This is a genomic window from Streptosporangium sp. NPDC048047 (genome assembly GCF_040653115.1).
In the GTDB taxonomy this organism is placed as follows: Bacteria; Actinomycetota; Actinomycetes; order Streptosporangiales; family Streptosporangiaceae; genus Streptosporangium.
The window spans coordinates 232,582-239,866 of the sequence record NZ_JBEZNH010000001.1; the positions used below are offsets into that span (position 1 = coordinate 232,582).

Genomic DNA, 7,285 nt, shown 5'->3' on the forward strand with positions numbered 1-7,285 from the left:
GAGGCCCAGGCTGAGCAGTTCGATCACGGCGTGGGCCTCCAGTCGAGCGTGCTCACGGGATTCTCCTCGGCGTGCGGGTGCACGTGGTCGTGGCCGGGCAGGGCGTGGGCGCCGACGGCGCGCGGCGGCGGGCCGTCGTGGCAGACGCAGCCGTCGCGCAGCACCACGGCGCGGGTGATCAGCGGCTCCAGGGGACCCAGCTCGTGCGCGACCAGCAGGACCGTCCTGCCCTGGGCGACGAGCGTGGACAGGGTGTCGGCGAGGAGCTGCTGGCTGCCGGAGTCCACCCCGGCGGTGGGCTCGTCCATGACGTAGGTGTCGGGCTCCCCGGCCAGGGCGCGGGCGATCAGCACCCGCTGCTGCTGGCCGCCCGACAGGGCCTGGACCGGGTCGCCGGCCCGGTCGGCCAGGCCCACCACGGAAAGGGCCCGCTCGGTCGCCTCGCGGTCGGCCGCGCTCGTCCGGCGGAACCTCCGCTGCCGGGCGATCCTGCCGGAGGCGACGACCTCGCGGATGGTGGTCGGCACGCCGCCGCCCACCGACAGCCGCTGGGGCACGTAGCCGATCCGCCGCCAGTCGCGGAACCGGGCGGGCGGCCTGCCGTACAGGAGGGTGGTGCCGGCCGTCAGCGGGGTCAGGCCGAGCAGTGTGCGGATGAGGGTGGACTTGCCGGATCCGTTCGCGCCCAGCACGGACACGACCTCGCCGGGTTCGATGGTCAGGTCGACGCCGCGGAGCACCGGGCGGCGGTCCAGGCTCACCTGGCCGCCCTTCATGGCGAAAACGGTTTGGTCAGAGGTCACGATGGTCCTTCACGAGCAGCGGAGCGCCGCCTGGAGTGCGGTGAGGTTGCGGCGCATGGCGGAGGTGTAGTCGCCGCTCTCCGGCCGGCTCTCGATGGGGTCGAGGACGGCCGTCTTCGCGCCGACCTCGGTGGCGAGGACCTCGGCGACCTTGGGGCTGACGAGGCTCTCGGTGAAAATGGTAGTCACTTTCTCGCGCCGGGCCACCTCGGCCACCTGGGCGAGGCGGGCGGGGGCGGGCTCGGCGTCCGGGTTGACGCCGCTGACCCCGATCTGGCGGAGGCGGTAGCGGTCGGCGAGATAGGCGAACGCGGAGTGGCTGGTGACGATGGCGTCCGAGGCGCAGGTCCGCAGGCCCCGCGCCAGCTCGCCGTCCAGGGCGGTCAGCTCGGCCGCCACCTTGGCGGCGCGGTCCCGGTACCCCGGGGCGTGGGCGGGGTCGGCGGCGGCGAGCCGCTCGCCCAGTTTGACGGCGACCGTAGCGAAGCGGGACGGGTCGAGCCAGATGTGCGGGTCGTAGGAGATCGGGGAGCCGTCCTCCCCGGCGTGTCCGTCGGCGTGCTCGTCACCGTGTTCGGCGGCGTGCTCCTCGGCCGTCTCCCCGGCGTGCTCGTCGCCGTGCTCGTCCCCGGCGGTCGCGGGGAGGGTCCGCACCGCGGTCGCCGCGTCGAACCCCCGGTCGGCGGCGTGCTGCGCGACCGCCTCGTCCACCGCCGGCTGCACGCCCCTGATGTAGACGACCAGTCCGGTCTCCTCCAGCCGGGCCACCTGGATGGGCGACAGCTCCAGGTCGTGCGGCTCGACGCCGGGCTTGGCCAGGCCGGTGACGGCGACGTCGGGCCCGCCCACCCGCTCGGTCAGCCACTGCAGTGGGTACATGGCCGCGCTGACGCCGAACGCGTCTCCCGATCTCCCGGCGTCGGCCGAGCCGGAGCCGCAGGCCGCGGTGGTGGTGAGGAGGGTCGTGAGGGCGAGGGCGCCGGCGATATGCATGGGCATACGTCGGGAGAAGTCCGACTTCATGTCCGTCAGTATGGACGAGAATGAAAATGATTGTCAAAATCAGGTTAGAAGGCCCCGAAACGGTCGGCGATCAGCAGGACCAGGAAGGTGATCAGCGCCACCCGCAGGACGCGCCCCTTCACCCCCAGCGACGGCCACGACATGTAGGCCAGCCAGGCGACGAACGCCAGCACCGGCAGCACCGCGAGCCCGCCCCAGACGGACGGCAACGCGAAGCCGGCCAGGAGCAGCACCACCAGCAGCGCGGGCAGGATCCAGCGGGGGAGCCCGAACAGGAAGACCAGCGGCGCCGCGCTGCGCCGCTCGACCGTGCGCCGCAGGCCCGTGGCGCCCGGGGTGAGGAAGTGCTCGCCCGGCGGGAGCGGGCGGCCGCCCCGGGGGCGTCCTCGCTCCGGGGGACGGCTTCTGGCCAGCGGGTGCGCGGGACGCTGGCTTCGTTTGTCGGCCACGGCCCGAGCCTAACGCCGCCCTCCCCGCGACGGCACGCGCGGCGCGGCCCTTCCCGCGCCGGTGTACGGCGCGGCCCTTCCGGTGGCATGTGCGGCGCCGCTCTCCCCGTGACGGTGCGCGGCGCGGCCCTCCCGGGCGGCTCTGGCATGCTGGGCGGATGCTCGCAGTCATCCGCTACTCGGTGCCCGCCGCCCGGACCGGGGAGTTCCTGGCCCAGGCACACGACATCGCCGACACGCTGGCCGCCCAGCCCGGTCACATCAGGGGCCGGGTCGCCAGGTCGGTGGACGACTCGGAGCTGTGGGCGCTGGTCAGCGAGTGGGAGGGGGCCGGGTTCTACCGGCGGGCGCTGGGCGCGGCCCGGATGGCGATGTACCCGCTCATGACACTGATGATCAACGAGCCGAGCGCCTTCGAGGACGTCGCACGGGCCTGACGGGCCGCCGGGAACGTTCCCCCGGGCTTTTCACGGACAAGACGGACGTGCCGGTCCGTGCGGGCACCCGGCCCGCCCGGCTCCCCTAAGCTGGAGCCCAACGATTCCTCGCCGACCTCCAGCCGGATGGAGATTTTCCCTTATGGCACGCCGTACGGACATCATGGACACCATCGTCAGCCTCGCCAAGCGACGTGGTCTTGTCTACCCCTCCAGCGAGATCTACGGCGGCCTGCGCGCCTCCTGGGACTACGGCCCGCTGGGTGTGGAGCTCAAGAACAACGTCAAGCGCCAGTGGTGGAAGGCCGTGGTGCAGGGCCGTGACGACGTGGTCGGCCTCGACTCCTGCGTGATCCTGGCCCCCGAGGTGTGGCAGGCCAGCGGCCACGTCGAGACCTTCACCGATCCGCTCACCGAGTGCCAGTCGTGCCACAAGCGCTACCGCGCCGACCACCTCGAGGAGGCCTTCGAGGAGAAGCACGGCCACGCCCCGGAGCGCGGGCTCGCCGAGATCACCTGCCCCAACTGCGGCAACAAGGGCTCCTTCACCGAGCCCCGGCAGTTCAGCGGCCTGCTGAAGACCTACCTCGGCGCGGTCGAGGACGAGTCCGGCCTGGCCTACCTGCGGCCCGAGACCGCACAGGGCATCTTCATCAACTACCTCAACGTGCAGCAGTCCGCGCGCAGGAAGGTCCCGTTCGGCATCGGCCAGATCGGCAAGTCGTTCCGCAACGAGATCACCCCAGGCAACTTCATCTTCCGCACCCGCGAGTTCGAGCAGATGGAGATGGAGTTCTTCGTCAAGCCCGGCAGCGACGAGGAATGGCACCAGTACTGGATCGACGAGCGCTACCGCTGGTACACCGACCTCGGCATCAACCCCGAGAACCTCCGGCTGTACGAGCACCCGCAGGAGAAGCTGTCCCACTACTCCAAGCGGACCGTCGACATCGAGTACCGCTTCAACTTCACCGGCAGCGAGTGGGGCGAGCTGGAGGGCGTCGCCAACCGCACCGACTTCGACCTGACCGCGCACGGCAAGGCCTCCGGCACCGACCTCAGCTTCTTCGAGCAGGAGACCGGTGAGCGCTACGTCCCGTACGTGATCGAGCCGGCGGCCGGCGTCGACCGCGCCACGCTCACCTTCCTGCTCGACGCCTACACCGAGGACGAGGCGCCCAACGCCAAGGGCGTCATGGAGAAGCGCACGGTCATGCGCCTCGACCACCGTCTCGCCCCGGTCAAGGTGGCCGTGCTGCCGCTGTCGCGCAACGCCGACCTGTCGCCCAAGGCCCGCGACCTGGCGGCCGCGCTGCGCCGCCGCTGGAACGTCGACTTCGACGACGCGGGCGCGATCGGCCGCCGTTACCGCCGCCAGGACGAGATCGGCACGCCGTTCTGCGTCACCGTCGACTTCGACACCCTTGAGGACCAGGCGGTGACCATCCGCGAGCGCGACTCGATGGCCCAGGAGCGCGTGGCCCTCGACCAGGTCGACTCCTACCTCCGCAAGCACCTCAACGACTGACCCGCCGCCGGCCCGCCCGGCGTCCCGTCCCGTTCCGTACGGCCCCCGCCTCCCATGAGGCGGGGGCCGTACGCGTTCTCCGGCCCGTCATGGAATGCGCTTTCCAAGCCCCACGGCGCGGCTCCGGCGGCCCGTGAATGCCCGATGAATTGGTTTATACCAATTGGTATAAACCAATTCATCGGCGGGCCGATATGACGGTTTATTTGGCTCTCCTTTGGATTGGATTAGACCGTTGTATGCCCGCTGACATGCCGAAACGCACTGCATACCGATGGGTGACGTTTCATCATCTTTTTCATCGGTAGAGTCCCGAGTGAGGCGGTGACACACGTCGCTTGAAGTCGCAGAAGGAGCAGCCGTGCCCAAGTACGTTTACGACTTCACCGAGGGCAACAAAGATCTCAAAGATCTGCTCGGCGGTAAGGGGGCGAACCTGGCGGAGATGACCAACCTCGGCCTGCCGGTGCCCCCCGGCTTCACCATCACCACCGAGGCGTGCCGCCACTTCCTGACGGAGGGCGGGCTCCCGGACGGGCTGGAGGAGGAGGTCTCCGGGCACCTCTCGGCGCTGGAGGCGAAGATGGGCCGCCGCCTGGGGCAGTCGGACGACCCGCTGCTGGTCAGCGTGCGCTCCGGGGCCAAGTTCTCCATGCCGGGCATGATGGAGACCGTCCTCAACATCGGGCTGAACGACGAGTCGGTGCACGGCCTGGCCAAGCAGGCCAGCGGCAACGAGCGCTTCGCCTGGGACTCCTACCGCCGCCTCATCCAGATGTTCGGCAAGACCGTCCAGGACATCGACGGCGAGCTGTTCGACGACGCGCTGGAGGAGCTCAAGGCCGGCCGCGACGACCTCGACCTGGAGGCCGCCGACTTCCAGCGCCTCGTCGAGACCTACAAGGGCATCGTCCGCGACCAGACCGGCGAGGAGTTCCCCGCCGACCCGCACCTTCAGATGCGCATGGCCGTCGAGGCCGTCTTCAGGTCGTGGAACGCCCCGCGCGCCATCCTCTACCGCCGCCAGGAACGCATCCCCGCCGACCTCGGCACCGCGGTCAACGTCTGCTCCATGGTCTTCGGCAACTGCGGCATGGACTCCGGCACCGGCGTGGCCTTCACCCGTGACCCCGGCACCGGCCACCAGGGCGTCTACGGCGACTACCTGCAGAACGCCCAGGGCGAGGACGTCGTCGCGGGCATCCGCAACACCCTGTCGCTGCAGGAGCTGGAGCGCATCGACAAGCCCGTCTACGACGAGCTCATGCAGATCATGGCGACGCTGGAGAACCACTACCGCGACCTGTGCGACATCGAGTTCACCGTCGAGCGCGGCAAGCTGTGGATGCTGCAGACCCGGGTCGGCAAGCGGACCGCCGGCGCGGCGTTCCGCATCGCCGTACAGCTCGTCGAGCAGGGCCTGATCAGCATGGACGAGGCCGTCACCCGGGTCACCGGCGACCAGCTCGCCCAGCTCATGTTCCCCCGCTTCGCCGGGGACGCGGACGCCGAGCGGATCGCCAAGGGGATGAACGCCTCCCCGGGCGCGGCCGTCGGCAAGGCCGTCTTCTCCTCCGAGCGGGCCGTCGAGCTCGCGGGCAGGGGGGAGGACGTCATCCTGGTCCGCCGGGAGACCAACCCCGACGACCTGGCCGGCATGATCGCCGCCCAGGGGGTGCTGACCAGCCGCGGCGGCAAGACCTCGCACGCGGCCGTGGTGGCCCGCGGCATGGGCAAGACCTGCGTCTGCGGCGCCGAGGAGCTGGAGGTCTCCGTCCAGGACCGCTCGTTCACCGCCCCCGGCGGCGTCGTGGTCGCCGAAGGAGACGTCATCTCCATCGACGGCTCCACCGGCGCGGTCTACCTCGGCGAGGTGCCCGTGGTGGACTCCCAGGTCGTGGAGTACTTCGAGGGTTCGGGCGACCACGAGGACGAGCTGGTGCGGGCGGTGGACCGCGTCATGCGGCACGCCGACGAGAAGCGCCGGCTGGAGGTGCGGGCCAACGCCGACAACGCCGAGGACGCCGCCCGCGCCCGCCGGTTCGGCGCCCAGGGCATCGGGCTGTGCCGTACCGAGCACATGTTCCTCGGCGACCGGCGGCAGCTCGTCGAGGAGCTGATCCTGGCCGAGACCGACGCCGAGCGCGAGCGGGCGCTGGAGGCGCTCCGCCCGCTGCAGCAGGGCGACTTCGTGGAGCTCTTCCGGGAGATGAAGGGCCTGCCGGTCACGATCCGCCTGCTCGACCCGCCGCTGCACGAGTTCCTGCCCGACTGCACCGAGCTGTCGGTGAAGGTCGCCCTCGCCGGGGACCAGGCGGACGAGAAGGACCTCAAGGTGCTCGCCGCGGTCAAGCGGCTGCACGAGCAGAACCCGATGCTGGGCCTGCGCGGCGTACGGCTCGGCCTGGTCATCCCCGGACTGTTCGCCATGCAGGTCCGGGCGATCGCCGAGGCGGCCAAGGCCGTCGAGGGGACCCGCGCGGAGATCATGATCCCGCTCGTCGCCGCCGTGCAGGAGCTGGAGAACGTCCGGGACGAGGCGCGGGCGATCCTCGCCGAGACCGGCGTCGAGGCCCTGGTCGGCACGATGATCGAGGTGCCGCGGGCGGCGCTGACCGCCGGGCAGATCGCCGAGGCCGCCGAGTTCTTCTCCTTCGGCACCAACGACCTGACCCAGATGACCTGGGGCTTCTCCCGCGACGACGTCGAGGCCGCGTTCTTCTCCCGCTACCTGGAGCTGGGCGTCTTCGGTGTCTCCCCGTTCGAGTCGCTGGACCGCGACGGCGTCGGCCGGCTCGTACGGCTCGCCTCCGAGGAGGGCCGCCGGACCCGTCCCGACATCAAGCTCGGCATCTGCGGCGAGCACGGCGGCGACCCCGACTCCATCCACTTCTGCCACGAGAGCGGGCTGGACTACGTCTCCTGCTCGCCGTTCCGCATCCCGGTGGCCCGGCTGGAGGCGGGCCGCGCCGCCCTGGTCGGCGGGGACTCCGACACCCGCTGACCCTCCGGGAAGCAGGGAGGCCGGGAGGAGCCGGGCGGAAC

6 protein-coding genes are annotated in these 7,285 nt (G+C 71.0%); 3 read left to right on the forward strand and 3 right to left on the reverse strand.

Annotated elements, in window-relative coordinates; translation table 11 throughout:
• Positions 1 to 23: 23 nt before the first annotated feature.
• From AB0D67_RS01090 to AB0D67_RS01100, 3 genes are read right to left on the reverse strand one after another with little or no spacing between them, the layout of a single operon-like run.
• A complete protein-coding gene (locus tag AB0D67_RS01090) occupies positions 24 to 776 on the reverse strand; it encodes a metal ABC transporter ATP-binding protein (protein ID WP_362928748.1) in 753 nt (250 codons plus the stop codon).
• Positions 777 to 812: 36 nt separating this feature from the next.
• Entirely contained in the window at positions 813 to 1,826 is a 1,014-nt protein-coding gene (locus tag AB0D67_RS01095) for a metal ABC transporter substrate-binding protein (protein WP_362928474.1), read from the reverse strand.
• Between the two features lie 44 nt (positions 1,827 to 1,870).
• Positions 1,871 to 2,275 (reverse strand): DUF6703 family protein, encoded by a 405-nt coding sequence (locus AB0D67_RS01100; RefSeq protein ID WP_362928476.1) that lies wholly within the window; start codon positions 2,273 to 2,275, stop codon positions 1,871 to 1,873.
• Positions 2,276 to 2,433: 158 nt separating this feature from the next.
• On the opposite strand from AB0D67_RS01100, the gene AB0D67_RS01105 reads away from it, so the two are divergent.
• The 3 genes from AB0D67_RS01105 (at position 2,434) to ppdK (ending at position 7,244) form a co-directional block, all read left to right on the forward strand.
• On the forward strand, positions 2,434 to 2,712 hold the full coding sequence (locus AB0D67_RS01105) for an antibiotic biosynthesis monooxygenase family protein (protein ID WP_362928478.1): 279 nt from the start codon (positions 2,434 to 2,436) through the stop codon (positions 2,710 to 2,712).
• 142 nt (positions 2,713 to 2,854) lie between these two features.
• On the forward strand, positions 2,855 to 4,240 hold the full coding sequence (locus AB0D67_RS01110; RefSeq protein WP_362928480.1) for a glycine--tRNA ligase: 1,386 nt from the start codon (positions 2,855 to 2,857) through the stop codon (positions 4,238 to 4,240).
• A 361-nt stretch (positions 4,241 to 4,601) separates the two neighbouring features.
• Positions 4,602 to 7,244, forward strand: a complete 2,643-nt coding sequence (gene ppdK / locus AB0D67_RS01115; RefSeq protein ID WP_362928482.1) for a pyruvate, phosphate dikinase — start codon at positions 4,602 to 4,604, stop codon at positions 7,242 to 7,244.
• Positions 7,245 to 7,285: the final 41 nt, after the last annotated feature.

Coding starts and splice junctions, on each gene's coding strand:
- AB0D67_RS01095 (WP_362928474.1), bottom strand. CDS start 1,826: ATGAAGTCGGACTTCTCCCGACGTATGCCCATGCATATCGCCGGCGCC.
- AB0D67_RS01110 (WP_362928480.1), top strand. CDS start 2,855: ATGGCACGCCGTACGGACATCATGGACACCATCGTCAGCCTCGCCAAG.
- AB0D67_RS01105 (WP_362928478.1), top strand. CDS start 2,434: ATGCTCGCAGTCATCCGCTACTCGGTGCCCGCCGCCCGGACCGGGGAG.
- AB0D67_RS01090 (WP_362928748.1), bottom strand. CDS start 776: ATGAAGGGCGGCCAGGTGAGCCTGGACCGCCGCCCGGTGCTCCGCGGC.